Origin of the sequence: Rothia santali (assembly GCF_024199905.1) — a bacterium.
GTDB classification, from domain to species: domain Bacteria; phylum Actinomycetota; class Actinomycetes; order Actinomycetales; family Micrococcaceae; genus Rothia; species Rothia santali.
This window is the reverse complement of record NZ_JANAFB010000058.1, coordinates 1-14,259: the sequence shown is the minus strand read 5'-3', so window position 1 is coordinate 14,259 and position 14,259 is coordinate 1. Positions and strand designations below refer to the sequence as shown.

Here is a 14,259-nt window from a genome sequence, read left to right as displayed (position 1 = left end):
CCACCGGCGCGGACGCCGAGGACGTCCCCGCGGGCACCCGGTCGGGCCGGGGGGACAGCCCCGCGGACCGAGTCGGCACCGCCGCGGACGAGCCCACCGACGAGACCGCCGACGAGCCCGCGGACGAGGAGGCCCTCGCCGACCGCGCGGCCACCGGCCCCTTCGACGCCTCCGAGCGCGACGAGGACGCGCCCTACATCGACATGGGCGGGCTCCTGATCCGCCCGGTCGCGAACGTGAACGTGCGGATCGACGTCGACCAGAAGCGCCAGAGCGTCGTCTCCGTCACCTTCCAGCACGGCAACTCCGTGCTCCAGGCCCAGGCCTTCGCGGCCCCCAAGAGCCGCGGGCTCTGGCCCGAGATCCGCACCGAGCTCGCGGAGTCCATCCGCTCCCAGGGCGGCGTCGTGGAGGTCACCGACGGGCCGCTGGGCCGCCAGGTCACCGCCCGGATCCCCGCCGCCCTGCCCGACGGCGGCCGCGGCTTCAAGATCGCCCGGTTCATCGGCGTGGACGGGCCCCGGTGGTTCCTGCGCGGCGTCGTCTCCGGCGACGCCGCGGTCAAGGCCCAGGCGGCCGAGCCGCTGGAGGAGGTCTTCCGCTCCCTCGTGGTGGTCCGCGGCGAGGAGCCGATGGCGCCGCGGGACATGCTGCCCCTCAAGGTGCCCGACGACGCCGTGGCCCGCGACCCCCGGGCCGGCTCCGCCGAGGAGCCCGACCTGCAGGTCCCCGAGCGCGGCCCGGAGACCACCCAGATTGGCTGACGAGGCGACGGCCCGGCGCGCCCGGGCCATCGTGGAGGGCCGGGTCGCGGAGGTCGTGATCCGGCCCTACGACGCGCCGCCGCGCTACGAGGCGGTGCTCGAGGTCGCCTGGAGCCGCCGGGCGGTCCCCCGCGGCGGGGACCGCCCGGTCCGGGGGTCGTCCCCCGAGGCCGATGTGCCAGAATGGCAGGAACGCGAGCGGCCCGTCGCGGCGGGCGCGCGGGTGCGGCTCGTCTGGCACGGCCAGCGCATCGTCTCCGGCGTGGGCGCGGGGACCACGCTGCGGTGCTCGGGGCTGCTGACCCGCTCCGGGGCCGACGCCGTCATCTACAATCCGCGGTACGAGATCGTCTCGCGCAACCGACAGTACTGAGCCGGCGAGGAGAGCTGAGCATGTCCGAACGACCGCCCGAGGAGGGCCCCGCCGAGGACCGCGAGGAGCGCCCGGATCAGGGCTCCCTGAGCGACAGGATCGCCGCCTCCTACCGGGGCCGGGACGGGCTCCGCCGCCACGCCAACGGCCAGATCGACGTCCTGCACGCGATCGGCGGCGTCCGCGGGCTGCTCGAGGCCGTCGTGCCCGGTGCGCTGTTCCTCGCGATCTACCTCTCGACCGAGTCGCTGCGGCTCGCGCTCATCATCGCCGTCGGGCTCGCCGTCCTCGCCTCCGTGCTGCGCCTGCTCAAGCGGGAGAGCGTGATGCAGGCGGTCTCCGGGGCCGTGGGCGTGGTGATCTGCGCCGTCGTCGCGCGCGTGAGCGGCCAGGCGATCGACTACTACGTGCCCGGGCTGTGGCTCAACGCGGCATACCTGCTCGGCACCGTGCTGTCCATCGTGGTCCGCTGGCCCTTCGTCGGCATCCTGCTCGGGTTCATCCGCGGCGAGGACTTCCGGTGGCGCAAGCAGCCCGAGCGGCTGCGGGCCTACCAGTGGGCCACCGGGCTGTTCGCGGGCATGTTCCTGCTGCGGCTGCTGGTGCAGGTGCCGCTCTACCTGGCCGACAACGTGGCCGGGATCGGGATCGCGCGGATCGTCATGGGCCTGCCCCTCTACGCGCTGACCATCTGGTGGTGCTGGATGGTGAGCCGGCCCGCCGCGACCCGCGAGGAGCCCGCGGCCTGAGGCCCGGCCCCGGGGCCTGGCGCGCGGCCACCCCGGTCCCGGCCGTGCGAGTCCTGGACCTGCCCGGGCCCCGGGCCTGCCCGTGAGCGCCCCGGCCCGCCCCTAGAGCTCCTGGCCCTGCGCCGCCTCCTGGGAGGCCGCCTCGCCGGCGTCGGCCGCGCTCCCGCCGGCCCTCCGGTCGGAGCGGTTCATCAGCAGCTGCAGCGCCTCCTCGCCGCGCAGCGTCGTGATGAAGAACAGCTCGTCGCCCTCCTCCAGGACGTCATCGCGGCTCGGCGGGATCGGCACGCCGTCGCGCAGGATCGCCACGAGCGTGCTCTCCTCCGGCCACGGCACCGAGCCCACCGTCTCCCCGGCCAGCGCGTGGTCCTCGGGAACGGTGTACTCGCTCAGCGTCGCCCCGCCGGCCTGCAGGCTCAGGAGGCGCACGACGTCGCCCACCTCCACGGCCTCCTCGACCAGCGCCGTCATGAGCCGCGGCGTGGAGACCGCGACGTCGACGCCCCACGAGTCGTCGAAGAGCCACTCGTTGCGCGGGTTGTTGACCCGCCCCACGGTGCGCGGCACCCCGAACTCCGAGCGGGAGAGCAGGGAGACCACCAGGTTGGTCTTGTCGTCCCCGGTGGCGGCCACCACGACGTCGGCCCGGTGCGGCTCCGCGCGCTTGAGCTCGCTGAGCTCGCACGCGTCCCCGACCAGCCACTCGGCCCCGCCCAGCTCGGACCGGCCGATCGACTCCGGCTTCTGGTCCATCACGGTCACCCGGTGGCCGTGGCTCAGCAGCTCCCGGGCGATCGAGGATCCCACGGACCCCGCCCCCACGATCAGCACCCGCACGATCAGCTCCTCTCCGTGGCCACGGTCCGCAGCACGCCGTCGTCCTCGTGGGGCGGCGCGGACAGGATCCGGGAGATCTCGTCGATCTCCCGGGTGCGCATCATCGCGTGCAGGACGTCGCCCTGCTGGTAGCTCGTCTCGGCCCCGGGCAGCATGCCCTCGCCGAAGCGGGTGACGTAGGCGATGCGGACCCCGCCCGCCTCCTCGATGTCCCGGAGCGGGCGGCCCGCCCAGTCCTCGTGGAGGTGCAGCTCCGCGAGCATCAGCCGCCCGGAGGACTCGCGGTAGTCCCCGGTCAGGCTCTGCTCGGGCAGGATGCGCCGGAGCACCTGGTCCGAGCTCCACCGCACCGCGGCGACCGTGGGGATGCCCAGGCGCTGGTAGAACTCCGCGCGGTGCGGGTCGTTGATGCGGGCCACGACCCGGGCCACGCGGAAGGTCTCCCGGGCCACCCGGGCCGCCAGGATGTTCGAGTTGTCCCCGTTGGACACGGCCGCGAACGCGTAGGCGCCCTCGATGCCGGCCCGCTCCAGGGTCCCGCGGTCGAAGCCGACGCCGGTCACGCGCTTGCCCTGGAAGTCGGCGTCGAGCCGCCGGAACGCGGACTCGTCCTGGTCGATGACCGCGACCGTGTGCCCGGCCGCCTCGAGGGTGCGGGCCAGCATGGCGCCCACCCGTCCGACGCCCATGATCACGAAATGTGGCACGGTCCCTCCGCTCCTCGCGCTCCCGCGGCCGGTCCCTCCCGGCCGCATGCTCCAGCCTAGTCCACCGCGCCCACGGCGCGGGGGCGTCCGGGCCGGGCGTGGAGTACCCTTGGGCACTGTGCAATCACTGACCGCTCGCGCGCGCCGGGTGCTCCTCGGCGCCCCGGAGGAGACGCGGAACCTCCGCGAGCTGACCCTGCCGAAGCGGTCGGCCCTGCCCGTCTTCGGCTCGGACGGGCTCTCGGCGCTGGCCTACGCGCCCGACGAGATCATCATGGTGCTGGCCCTCTCCGGCACGGCGGCCCTCGCCCTCTCGCCCTGGGTGGGCCTGGCCATCGCGGTCACCCTCTTCCTGGTGGTGGGGACCTACCGGTACAACATCACCGAGGTGGCCCGCTCGGGCGGGGACTTCGCGGTGGTCACCGAGCGCCTCGGACCGGCGGCCGGCAGCGCGGTCGGGGCTAGCCTGCTCTTCGACTTCGTCCTGATGGTCGCGGTCTCGATCTCCAGCGCCTCGACGTACCTGGTCACGCTCCTGCCGGTGCTCCAGGGCCACCGGCCCCTGCTCGCGGTCGGGCTCGTGGTCCTGCTGACCGTGGCCTACCTGCGCGGGCTGCGCCTGGCCGGGCGGGCGGCGCCGGTGCCGGCCTGGGCGTTCGCCGTGCTGCTCGCGCTCACCGTCGGCGTCGGCGTCGTGCAGTCGTGGGTGGGCGCGCTCGGCCCGGCCCCCAGCGCGGGGTACGAGCTGGTGCCGGCGACGCCGGCCGAGGACGCGCTGGTCGGCTTCGGCCTGGCGCTGCTGCTGGCCCGGGCCTTCTCCTCCGGCGCGGTGACCCTGACCGGCGTCGAGTCGGTGAGCAACGCCGTCCCCTTCTTCCGCCCCCCGCGCTCTCGCAACGCCGCGACGACGCTGATGATCACCGGCAGCATCTCCGCGGTGGCCCTGCTCGGCGTGCTCTACCTCGCCCGGGAGTCCGGCGCCGTGGTCGCCATGGACCCCGAGCAGCTGCGCATAGACGGGAGCCCGGCGCCCGAGGGCTTCCTGCAGATGCCCGTGCTGGGGCAGGTCGTGGTCGCGGTCTTCGGCCGCGGCGTCGTCTCCGAGCTGCTGCTGATCAGCACGGCCCTGCTGCTGCTCGTCGCGCCCGTGGCCGCGTACATCGGGTTCCCCATCCTCGCCTCCTCCATGGCCGACCGCGGCTACCTGCCCGTGCAGCTGCGGGCGGGGGAGAACCGCTCCGCCTACGCCAGCGGGGCGCTCATGCTCGGGGCCGGCGCGGCGGCGGTCACCGCGGCCTTCGGCGCCGACGTCAACGACCTGATCCAGCTCTACGTGCTGGGGGTCCTGTTCTCGATGTCCCTGACCCAGGGAGCGGTCCTGCGCAGCCGGCACCGGCAGATCCGGCGGACCACCGACCGGTTCCCGCGCCGCCGGCTCCTGCGCGCCCAGGCGGTCACGGCGGCGGGCCTCGCGGCGACCCTGCTGGCGCTGGTCGTCGTGCTCATCACCAAGCTCGGGCAGGGGGCCTGGGTGACCGTGCTCGTGGTGGCGGCGCTGAGCCTCGCCGCCAACGCCACCAAGAGACACTACCGACGCATCGACGAGGAGCTGGCCGTGACCGGACGCCATCAGTACAAGGCCCTGCCCGCCCGGGTGCACGCGATGGTGGTCATCCCCCGGTTGCGCCGGCCGGCGCTGCGCGCGCTGTCCTACGCCCGCGCCACCCGGCCCTCGACCCTCGAGGCGCTGGTGCTCAACGTCGACGACGCCCAGACCCGCGAGATCCGCTCCCGCTGGGACGCCTACGAGATCCCGGTGCCCATGACCGTCCTCGAGGCCCCCTACCGGGACCGGATCCGCCCCATCCTGGAGCACGTCCGGGCCGCGCGCACCCGCTCGCCCCGCGACGTCGTGATCGTCTACGTGCCGGAGTACATCGTGGAGCGGTGGTGGCAGCGCATCCTGCACCGGAGGCTGGGGCGCCGGCTGAGCAGGGCGCTCGCGGAGGAGCCGGGCGTGGTCACCGCGCTGGTGCCCTGGCGGCTGGGGCGAGAGAACGACGATCTGGAGGAGAGCTGATGGACACGGGAGACGTCTTCGAGGTCGAGCTGGGGGCCATCGCCCACGGCGGCGCCTGCGTCGGCCGGCACGAGGGGCGGGTCGTCTTCGTCCGCCACGGCGTGCCGGGCGAGCGGGTGCGGGTCGAGGTGGAGGGTTTCGGGCCGCGCGGGCGCTTCGCCACGGCCCGGCTGCTCGAGGTCCTGGAGCCCTCGCCCAGCAGGCGCCCCCACCCCTGGCCGCTCGCGGACGCCCTGCGCCGTGAGCTGCCCGTGGGCGGCGTGGATTACGGCCACCTCCTCCCCGAGGCGCAGCGCGAGCTCAAGGCCGAGGTGCTGCGCGAGCAGCTGACCCGGCTCGGCGGCATCCCGGGCCACGACCCGGCCGTGCGCGACCTGCGGGTCCCCCCCGCCGAGCCGGAGGAGGACGGGTCCGGGGCCGCGGCGCACCGGACCGTGGGCGACGGGGCCGGGGAGGGCGGGTCCGGCTGGCGGACCCGCGTCCACTTCGCCGTCGACGACGCCGGCCGTCCGGGCATGCACCCGCATCACAGCTCCGACGTCGTCCCGATCGAGGAGTTCCCGCTGGCCGTGCCCGCCATCAACGCGCTCGGCCTGTGGCGCGGGCGCTGGCCGGGCGTCGAGCGGATCGACGTCGCGGCCCCGGCCGACGGCGGCCGTCCGCTGATCCAGCTCACCGTCCGGGCCGACGCCGACTTCGCCGCGACGGTCCCGCTGCTGGACGAGGCGCTCGCCGCGTGCCTGCCGGAGGGGGCGGACGTCTCGGCCGTCGCGCGCCCGGCGGCCGTTCCCGGGCGCGCCCGCGGCACCCGCCCCGACCCGGTGACCCTGCGCGGGGACGACGCCGTGACCGAGACGGTGGCGGATCCCGCCGGCGGACCGGACGCGCCGCGGCTGGCGTTCAGGGTCGGCGCGGGGGCTTCTGGCAGATCCACCGCGCGGCGCCGGGGCTGCTGGCGCGCGAGGTCGCGGCGGCCACCGCCCTGCGCCCCGGCGAGACGGCCTGGGACCTGTACGGCGGGGCGGGGCTGTTCGCCGCCGTCGTGGCCGGTCAGGTCGGGAGTCGGGGGCCGTCTGGACGGTCGAGGGCTCGCCGGTCACCTCCGCCGACGCGGTGGAGAACCTGCGGCCGGGAGGACCGCCCGCGGCGCCGGGCCGAGGGGGCGCGGATCCTGGTGACCCGCTCCGGCGTCGAGCAGGCGCTGGCGGCGCACGCCCGGGCCTCGGGAGGCTCGGGAGCGGGCACCGATCCGGGGACGGGTGGTGCGCACGCGAGCCCCGGGGCAGGCGGGGACGTGGACGCGGTCCGTCCCGCAGGCCGGGCCCCGAGGTGCTGCCCGGCCGGCCCGACGTCGTCGTGCTGGATCCGCCGCGGCAGGGGGCCGGGCGGGAGGCGATCGAGGCGCTGGCGGCCTCGGGTGCGCGCCGCATCGTCTACGTCGCCTGCGACCCGGCGGCCCTCGGCCGGGACGCCGGATACCTGCGCGGCCTGGGGTGGCGGCTGCGTTCCACGCGCGGCCTGGACCTGTATCCGGAGACGCACCACGTCGAGGCGGTCGCGGTCTTCGAGCCGGCCGGCTGAGGGTCCCGGCCGCTTCGTTGCGGGCCCTTCTGGCCCGCGATGGAGCGGTTTTCGGCCGCCACGCCCCTCCCGACGCGGGCTCGGACCGCCGGAGCGGGTAGACTGCTGGACGAAGGCTTAGCGGCACTGTGTCTCCAAAGGTTTTGCATCACACCTACTCACTTCGGCGTTCACACACGACGCGACGGAACAGCTAGGACTCAGCCAGGGGACGCGCGGCTACGCCTCAGTAAGAACAGTGGCGAGAGGAGTCCCACGCAATGAGCACTGTGGACAGCTTCGGTTCCAAGGGCGTCCTGGACGTCAACGGCACCGAGTACGAAATTTTCCGGCTGAACAAGGTCGAGGGTTCCGAGAACCTGCCCTTCAGCCTCAAGGTTCTCCTGGAGAACCTCCTGCGCACCGAAGACGGTGCCAACATCACGGGCGAGCACGTCAAGGCGCTCGCCAGCTGGGATCCGACGGCGGACCCCAGCACCGAGATCCAGTTCACCCCGGCCCGCGTCATCATGCAGGACTTCACGGGTGTGCCCTGCATCGTGGACCTCGCGACCATGCGCGAGGCCGTGAAGGAGCTCGGCGGCGACCCGACCAAGATCAACCCGCTGGCCCCGGCCGAGCTCGTGATCGACCACTCGGTCCAGATCGACTCGTTCGGCAACAGCGACGCGATCGAGCGCAACATGGACATCGAGTACCAGCGCAACGGGGAGCGCTACCAGTTCCTGCGCTGGGGCCAGACCGCGTTCGAGGACTTCAAGGTCGTCCCCCCGGGCATGGGCATCGTGCACCAGGTCAACATCGAGTACCTGGCCCGCACCGTCATGGCCCGCGAGGTCGACGGCGCCCTGCGCGCCTACCCGGACACCCTCGTCGGCACCGACTCCCACACCACCATGGTCAACGGCCTGGGCGTGCTGGGCTGGGGCGTGGGCGGCATCGAGGCCGAGGCCGCGATGCTGGGCCAGCCCGTGTCGATGCTGATCCCCAAGGTCGTCGGCTTCAAGCTGACCGGGAAGATCCCCGCCGGCTCGACCGCGACCGACGTCGTGCTCACCATCACCGAGATGCTCCGCGAGCAGGGCGTCGTCGGCAAGTTCGTCGAGTTCTACGGCGAGGGCGTCGGCGAGGTGCCCCTGGCCAACCGCGCGACCATCGGCAACATGAGCCCCGAGTTCGGCTCGACCGCCGCGATGTTCCCGATCGACGACGTGACCCTCGACTACCTGCGCCTGACCGGCCGGGACGAGGACCAGGTCGCCCTGGTGGAGAAGTACACCAAGGAGCAGGGCCTGTGGCACGACCCGTCGAAGGAGGTCAAGTACTCGGAGTACCTCGAGCTGGACCTTTCGACCGTGGTGCCCTCGATCGCCGGGCCCAAGCGCCCGCAGGACCGCATCGAGCTGACGAAGGCCAAGGAGCAGTTCCGCGAGGACCTGGTCAACTACGTCGGCGACGACGCCTGCGAGGCCCTCGAGGAGTCCTTCCCGGCCTCCGACGCCCCCTCGACCACCGCGACCGCCGAGGATCAGGAGGAGCAGAAGCCGCGGCACACCGTCTCGGCCGCCCAGCACGCCGAGGGCCGCACCTCCCAGCCCGTCCACGTCTCGATGCCCGACGGGCGCGAGTTCGAGCTGGACCACGGCGCGGTGTCGATCGCCTCGATCACCTCCTGCACCAACACCTCCAACCCCTCGGTCATGATGGCCGCGGGCGTGCTGGCGCGCAACGCCGTCGCCAAGGGCCTGAGCTCCAAGCCGTGGGTCAAGACCTCCGTGGCGCCGGGCTCCAAGGTCGTGACCGACTACTACGAGAAGGCCGGGCTGCTGCCCGACCTCGAGAAGGTCGGCTTCTACATCGTGGGCTACGGCTGCACGACCTGCATCGGCAACTCGGGCCCGCTCGAGGACGAGGTCTCCGCCGCGATCGCCGAGAAGGACCTCTCGGTCACCTCGGTGCTCTCGGGCAACCGCAACTTCGAGGGCCGGATCAACCCGGACGTGAAGATGAACTACCTGGCCTCCCCGCCGCTGGTCATCGCCTACGCCCTGGCCGGCTCGATGGACTTCGACTTCGAGAACGACGCCCTGGGCCAGGACCAGGACGGCAACGACGTCTACCTCAAGGACATCTGGCCGGACCCGACCGAGGTCCAGCAGATCATCGACGAGTCCGTCAGCACCGACGCCTACAAGACCGAGTACAGCACCATCTTCGAGGGCGACGACCGCTGGAAGAACCTGGACACCCCGACCGGTGACACCTTCGAGTGGGACGCGGAGTCCACCTACGTGCGCAAGCCCCCGTACTTCGAGGGCATGAGCATGGACATCAGCCCGGTCGAGGACATCGAGGGCGCGCGCGTGCTGCTCAAGCTCGGCGACTCGGTGACCACCGACCACATCTCGCCCGCGGGCTCGTTCAAGTCGGAGACCCCGGCCGGACGCTACCTGTCCGAGAACGGCGTCGAGCGCAAGGACTTCAACTCCTACGGCTCCCGCCGAGGCAACCACGAGGTCATGATCCGCGGCACCTTCGCCAACATCCGGATCAAGAACCAGCTGCTCGACGGCACGGAGGGCGGGTTTACCCGCGACTTCACCCGCGACGGCGAGGAGACCACGGTGTACGATGCCGCGCAGAACTACGCGGCCGAGGGCACCCCCCTGGTCGTGCTGGGCGGCAAGGAGTACGGCACCGGCTCCTCGCGCGACTGGGCCGCCAAGGGCACCCGCCTGCTCGGCGTCCGCGCCGTGATCACCGAGTCCTTCGAGCGCATCCACCGCTCGAACCTCATCGGCATGGGCGTCCTGCCGCTGCAGTTCCCCGAGGGCGAGTCCCACGCGTCGCTGGGCCTGGACGGCACGGAGACCTTCTCGATCTCCGGCGTGACCGAGCTCAACGAGGGGCGCACCCCCAAGACGGTCCACGTGACCGCCACGGCCCAGGACGGGTCCGTCACGGAGTTCGACGCGGTCGTGCGCATCGACACCCCGGGCGAGGCCGAGTACTACCGCAACGGTGGCATTCTGCAGTACGTCCTGCGCAATCTGGTCCGCGGTAAATAGACCGTAGACTTGGTGCGGGAGGTCCTCCGGGGCCTCCCGCACCGCCCATCCGGCGGGGAGGCTACCCCGCCTTTTTTGTCGTCATGACCCGGCCCGGGCGGGGGCGGGTCTCTAGGAGTAGATGTGGGTATTCTTGAGAGCATCCGGGAGCCTCGCGACCTGAGGCGCCTGGGCTCGGCGGAGCTGGAGCGACTGAGCACGGAGATTCGGGAGTTCCTCATCCGCAACGTCTCCGCGACGGGCGGACACCTCGGGCCCAACCTGGGCGTCGTCGAGCTGACCCTGAGCATCCACCGGGTCTTCGACTCCCCGCGGGACTCGATCGTCTTCGACACCGGGCACCAGTCCTACGTGCACAAGCTCGTGACCGGCCGCCAGGACTTCTCGACGCTGCGCCAGAAGGGCGGGCTGTCCGGGTATCCGGAGCGCGCCGAGTCGGTGCACGACATCGTCCAGTCCTCGCACGCCTCCTCCTCGCTGTCCTGGCTGGACGGCATCTCGCGCGCCCGCCGGCTGACCGGCGAGGACGACCGCTACGCCGTGGCGGTGGTGGGCGACGGCGCCCTCACCGGCGGTATGACCTGGGAGGCCGTCAACAACATCGCCGCGGACAAGGACCGCCGCGCGATCATCGTCGTCAACGACAACGGGCGCTCCTACGCGCCGACCGTCGGCGGCTTCGCCAACCACCTGGCCGACATCCAGCAGGGCTTCCAGCAGTCCATGGACAAGGTCCGCACTGACCGCCGCTACGACCGGACGCTGGACCTCATGCGCCGCGGCCTGCACCGCGCCGGGGCGCCCGGCGAGATGGTCTACCGCGCGCTGCACGGCATGAAGGCCGGGCTCAAGGACGTCATGGTCCCGCACGGGATCTTCGAGGACGTCGGGATGAAGTACCTCGGGCCCATCGACGGGCACGACATCGAGGCGCTGGAGTCCGCCCTGACCTCCGCCAAGAACTACGGCGGCCCCGTGATCGTCCACGCGATCACCGAGAAGGGCCACGGCTACGCGCCGGCCCGGGCCGACGACGCCGACCAGTTCCACGCCGTCGGCAAGATCGACCCCCTGACCGGCGAGGCGGCCCCCAAGGGGCCGGGGCGCTCCTGGACCTCGGTCTTCGGCGAGGAGATCGCGCGCATCGCGGGGGAGCGGGACGACGTCGTCGGCATCACCGGCGCCATGACCATCCCCGTGGGGCTGCAGCAGATGGCGCTGGAGCACCCGGACCGGGTGATCGACGTCGGCATCGCCGAGCAGCACGCCGTGGCCATGTCCGCGGGGCTCGCCTTCGGCGGGATGCATCCGGTGATCGCGCTCTACGCGACCTTCCTGAACCGCGGCTTCGACCAGCTGCTCATGGACGTGGCCCTGCACCGGGCCGGCGTGACGATCGTGCTCGACCGGGCCGGCGTCACCGGCCCGGACGGCCCCAGCCACCACGGGCAGTGGGACCTGGCGCTGCTGCAGATCGTGCCGCACCTGCACCTCGCGGCGCCGCGCGACGCCGCCCGGCTGCGCGAGGAGCTCCGCGAGGCCGTGGCCATCGACGACGCCCCGACCGTCGTCCGCTACCCCAAGGGCAACGTGGGCGAGGAGATCGAGGCGATCGAGCGCCTGCGCGACGGCGCGGAGGTCCTCCTGCGCACCGGCGAGGCCGAGCGGGAGAAGGACGTGCTGATCATCTCGGTGGGCGCCATGGCCGAGCTGTCCCTGGAGATCGCGGGGCGGTTGCGGGACGAGGGCGTCAACGTGACCGTGCTGGACCCGCGGTGGGTGATCCCCGTGCCCGCGTCGGTCCTCGAGCAGGCGGCCGAGCACCGGATCGTCGTCGTGATCGAGGACGGCGTGCGGGCCGGCGGCATCGGCTCCCGGATCCGTCAGGAGATGCGCGCGGCCGGGGTCGACACGGCCCTGAACGAGGTGGGCCTGCCCGCGGAGTTCCTGCCGCACGCCTCCCGCCAGGAGGTCTTCGACGACGCCGGGCTCACGGCCGAGCGGATCACCCGCTCGACGCTGGAGCAGCTCGCGGGCCACCAGGTGCCCTACGCCCGGGCGGCGCGTCCGCGCGAGATCTAGGCGGCGGGGGCGGTCCCGGGCCGCCCCGCCGAGACCCGGCCGGAGGACGGGCCCCGGCCGGGCGGCGGGTCTAGGCCGTCCGGCGGGACCGGCCGGGCGGTCGGGCCGGCGGGGTCAGCCGCCGACGATGAGCCGGCCGTCGGCGACCCGGACCGGGTACCCGGCAGCGCCTCGGTCGCGGGTCCGCCCTGCACCGAGCCGTCCTCGGTCGAGAACTTCGAGGCGTGGCAGGGGCAGACGATCTCCGTCCCCTGCACATTGAGGGTGCACCCCTGGTGGGTGCACGAGGAGCTGAACGCCCTGAACTCTCCCTCGGCCGGCTGGGTCAGCAGCGCGGTGAGGCCCTGCTCGGTGGCCTTCAGCGCCCCGCCCACCGGTACGTCGGCGGCCGCGGCGAGGTCGACCGGGGTGCCGTCGTCGGCGGCCGAGCCCTCCCCGCACGCCGCGAGGAGACCGGCGGTTCCGGCGATCAGGCCCGCGCCCGCGATGGCCCGGCGCCTGCTCGGGCCGCAGCCGCCGCAGACCTCCGGCTCGCGGCCGGGGCGCTGGTTCTGGTGGTGGTGCTCGACGTCGCTCATGCCGTCCTTCGCTCGCCAGGGCGGGCAGAGCGGCCCGCCGGTCTCATCGTCCGCGACGTCGCTCGAAGGCGCCCACGCGGTCGAGGTAGGGGGTGATGCCGCCGTTGAAGAACGGCCATCCGGCGCCGAGGATCATGGCCAGGTCAATGTCCTGCCGGTCCGGGACCACGCCCTCGTCCAGCATACGAGAGATCTCCCCGGCGAGAGCGTCCTCCAGGCGGCGGCGGAGTGTCGCCGCGGAGGGCGCTTCCTCCGCCTCCCCGCCGAGGTCCTCCGCGACCTCCCGCGCCGGGTCGCTCCAGCCCCCGGCGGGGCCCGCGAGCGGGCGGACGCCCCGCCGCTCGAGCTCGGCGAGCACGGGGGAGAGGTGGAACCGGTCCCCGTGGTGCCGGCGCAGCGACTCGAGCAGATGGACCGCGATCGGCAGCCCGACCAGGTCGATCAGCACCAGCGGTCCCATCGGGAGCCCGAGCGGCGCGTAGGCCTCCTCGATGCGCTCGGGCGAGGCGCCGGCGTCGAGCGCCCGGCCCTGCTCCGAGAGCACCGCGCCGAGCACGCGGTTGACGATGAACCCGGAGGAGTCGGCGGCCCCCACGGGCGTCTTGCCCAGGTCGCGGGCGAGCTCGAAGGCGGTGGCCAGCGCGCGGTCCGAGGTCGCGGGCGTCCGCACGATCTCGACCAGCGGCATCGCCGCGACCGGGTTGAAGAAGTGGATCCCGACGACGCGGTCCGGGTGCCGCAGCCCCTCGGCCATCTCGGTCACCAGCAGCGAGGAGGTGTTGGTCGCCAGGACGCAGTCGGCCCGGACCACCCGCTCCAGGTCCGCGAAGACCCGGCGCTTGACGCCGATCTCCTCGAAGACGGCCTCGATCACCAGGTCGCAGTCCTCGAAGCCGGAGGTCCCCACCCGCCCGGTGACCAGCTCGCCCAGGTGCTCGGCCTCGCGCGCCGTGAGCCGCCCGCGCTCGCCCCGCCGCGTCAGCTCCGTGCGGACGTGCCCCAGGCCGCGCTGGACCCGCTCCCGGTCGACGTCGCTGACGACCACGGGCACGCGCAGCCGGGTCAGGAACAGCACGGCCAGCTGGGCCGCCATGAGCCCGGCCCCCACGACGCCGACGTGCCCGACCCGCGCCGGCCTGGCCCCGGGCGGGACCATCGAGGGGCGCTTGCCGCGCCGCTGCACCAGCTCCAGCATCGCGTAGACGGCCGCGGGGAACTGGTCCCCGGCGGCCAGGCGCCCGAGCGCCTCGACCTGCGCCCGGCGGGAGGCCGCCCGGTCCTGGACGGGGGAGTCGGCGAAGAGGCGCAGCGCCGCGGGGCCGCGGTGCCCTGCCGCCGGAGGAGGGGGTCGTGCTCCTCGGGGGAGCCCAGGGCGTAGGCGGCGTCCTTGATCGGGCGGTAGCCGGTGCAGCGGCAGAGGTTGCCGCTCAGGGCGTGCAG

At 73.5% G+C, this 14,259-nt stretch carries 12 protein-coding genes; 8 read left to right on the top strand and 4 right to left on the bottom strand.

Annotation, left to right across the window (positions count from 1 at the left end; all coding sequences use genetic code 11):
• The 3 genes from NBM05_RS14510 to NBM05_RS14500 all read left to right on the top strand — a co-directional run.
• Positions 1 to 764 (top strand): DUF3710 domain-containing protein (locus NBM05_RS14510; protein ID WP_254168913.1); only part of this gene is annotated, 764 nt, incomplete at its 5' end.
• On the top strand, positions 757 to 1,137 hold the full coding sequence (locus NBM05_RS14505; protein WP_254168911.1) for a hypothetical protein: 381 nt from the start codon (positions 757 to 759) through the stop codon (positions 1,135 to 1,137). The genes NBM05_RS14510 and NBM05_RS14505, both read left to right, overlap by 8 nt.
• A gap of 20 nt (positions 1,138 to 1,157) precedes the next feature.
• Positions 1,158 to 1,886 (top strand): DUF3159 domain-containing protein, encoded by a 729-nt coding sequence (locus NBM05_RS14500; protein WP_254168910.1) that lies wholly within the window; start codon positions 1,158 to 1,160, stop codon positions 1,884 to 1,886.
• 102 nt (positions 1,887 to 1,988) lie between these two features.
• On the opposite strand, the gene NBM05_RS14495 is transcribed toward NBM05_RS14500, so the two are convergent.
• Together NBM05_RS14495 and NBM05_RS14490 are read right to left on the bottom strand one after the other, a co-directional pair.
• Positions 1,989 to 2,723 carry a potassium channel family protein gene (locus tag NBM05_RS14495; RefSeq protein WP_254168908.1) on the bottom strand — a complete coding sequence of 245 codons (735 nt, stop codon included), beginning with the start codon at positions 2,721 to 2,723 and terminating at the stop codon, positions 1,989 to 1,991.
• 2 nt (positions 2,724 to 2,725) lie between these two features.
• Complete coding sequence (locus tag NBM05_RS14490) at positions 2,726 to 3,430, bottom strand: potassium channel family protein (RefSeq protein WP_254168906.1); 705 nt, start codon at positions 3,428 to 3,430, stop codon at positions 2,726 to 2,728.
• 118 nt (positions 3,431 to 3,548) lie between these two features.
• Here NBM05_RS14490 and NBM05_RS14485 point away from each other — a divergent pair, with 118 nt between their 5' ends.
• The 5 genes from NBM05_RS14485 (at position 3,549) to dxs (ending at position 12,241) form a co-directional block, all read left to right on the top strand.
• Positions 3,549 to 5,510 carry an APC family permease gene (locus NBM05_RS14485; RefSeq protein WP_254168905.1) on the top strand — a complete coding sequence of 654 codons (1,962 nt, stop codon included), beginning with the start codon at positions 3,549 to 3,551 and terminating at the stop codon, positions 5,508 to 5,510.
• Entirely contained in the window at positions 5,510 to 6,688 is a 1,179-nt protein-coding gene (locus tag NBM05_RS14480; RefSeq protein WP_373689347.1) for a TRAM domain-containing protein, read from the top strand. Before NBM05_RS14485 ends, NBM05_RS14480 begins: the two co-directional genes overlap by 1 nt.
• A 151-nt stretch (positions 6,689 to 6,839) precedes the next feature.
• Entirely contained in the window at positions 6,840 to 7,091 is a 252-nt protein-coding gene (locus NBM05_RS15945) for a class I SAM-dependent RNA methyltransferase (RefSeq protein WP_373689346.1), read from the top strand.
• Positions 7,092 to 7,351: 260 nt separating this feature from the next.
• Positions 7,352 to 10,159, top strand: coding sequence for an aconitate hydratase AcnA (gene acnA / locus NBM05_RS14475; RefSeq protein WP_254168903.1), 2,808 nt, complete (start codon positions 7,352 to 7,354; stop codon positions 10,157 to 10,159).
• Between the two features lie 123 nt (positions 10,160 to 10,282).
• Positions 10,283 to 12,241, top strand: coding sequence for a 1-deoxy-D-xylulose-5-phosphate synthase (gene dxs, locus NBM05_RS14470; RefSeq protein ID WP_254168901.1), 1,959 nt, complete (start codon positions 10,283 to 10,285; stop codon positions 12,239 to 12,241).
• Here the strand turns inward: dxs and NBM05_RS14465 are convergent.
• Positions 12,238 to 12,819 carry a Rieske (2Fe-2S) protein gene (locus tag NBM05_RS14465; RefSeq protein WP_254168899.1) on the bottom strand — a complete coding sequence of 194 codons (582 nt, stop codon included), beginning with the start codon at positions 12,817 to 12,819 and terminating at the stop codon, positions 12,238 to 12,240. The genes dxs and NBM05_RS14465 overlap by 4 nt on opposite strands.
• A gap of 43 nt (positions 12,820 to 12,862) precedes the next feature.
• Positions 12,863 to 14,259: 3-hydroxyacyl-CoA dehydrogenase family protein (locus tag NBM05_RS14460; RefSeq protein ID WP_373689345.1), on the bottom strand; the 1,397-nt coding region annotated here is incomplete at its 5' end.

Bases quoted from the DNA above. Each gene is read 5' to 3' on its own strand.
- acnA (WP_254168903.1), top strand. From the start codon at position 7,352: ATGAGCACTGTGGACAGCTTCGGTTCCAAGGGCGTCCTGGACGTCAAC.
- NBM05_RS14500 (WP_254168910.1), top strand. From the start codon at position 1,158: ATGTCCGAACGACCGCCCGAGGAGGGCCCCGCCGAGGACCGCGAGGAG.
- NBM05_RS14465 (WP_254168899.1), bottom strand. From the start codon at position 12,819: ATGAGCGACGTCGAGCACCACCACCAGAACCAGCGCCCCGGCCGCGAG.
- NBM05_RS14480 (WP_373689347.1), top strand. From the start codon at position 5,510: ATGGACACGGGAGACGTCTTCGAGGTCGAGCTGGGGGCCATCGCCCAC.